Source organism: Pseudomonas sp. VA159-2 (assembly GCF_024126635.1).
GTDB classification, from domain to species: domain Bacteria; phylum Pseudomonadota; class Gammaproteobacteria; order Pseudomonadales; family Pseudomonadaceae; genus Aquipseudomonas; species Aquipseudomonas muyukensis.
In genome coordinates, this window is sequence record NZ_JAMYBV010000081.1 from 1 (window position 1) to 686 (window position 686).

The 686-nt window shown below is 61.1% G+C and carries 1 protein-coding gene; it reads right to left on the reverse strand.

Annotation, left to right across the window (positions count from 1 at the left end; genetic code table 11):
- Positions 1-686: immunoglobulin-like domain-containing protein (locus NJG22_RS24445; RefSeq protein ID WP_366518865.1), on the reverse strand; the 686-nt coding region annotated here is incomplete at both ends.

Here is a 686-nt window from a genome sequence, read left to right on the forward strand (position 1 = left end):
CGGTGGTCTTGTCGGCAGACAAGGTAGCCACAACTTCGCTGATGGTGTCGGTGATCTGCACGCTGGCGTCGCCGCCCAGTTCCAGATTCTCGAAGGTCTTGCCATCGACGGCGGCATCGGTGATGCCGACGGTGAGGGTGTCGCCGTCCTTGAAGACGTCGTCGCCCTGGGCCTTGGCCTTGTACTCGGCTTCGGTTTGACCGGCTGGGATCACCACCTTGTCGCCGTTGGACAGAGTGACAGTCAGGTCGTGATCCAGTTTCTGGCTGACCTTGACGGTGAAAGCGGGTTGTTGGTCTTCGGTGACATCGCCTTTGCTGACGATGGTCACGGTGACCTTGTCGCCTTCGTTGCCGGTACCCGGGGTGCCGGTGCCGGGCTCGTCGGTGACTTCGGTTTTGACTTCGTCCTTGCCGAGGATCAGTTTCTCGAAGTTGTCTGCACCGGTTACGCCTTCGAGTTTGTTGACGATGGACGGCTGGCCGCCGACGAACACGTCATCTGGAGCATTGATGGTGATGGTGCCGGTGGCGCTGCCTGCTGGGATGGTCACTTTGGTGCCATCGGTCAGGGTGAAGGTCAGGCCATTGTGGCCAGTGACCGACAGGCCCTGGCCGTTGGTCAGGGTCACGGTGTAGGTGATCTGGCCACCTTCGCTGACGGTGGTCTTGTCGGCGCTGAGGGTC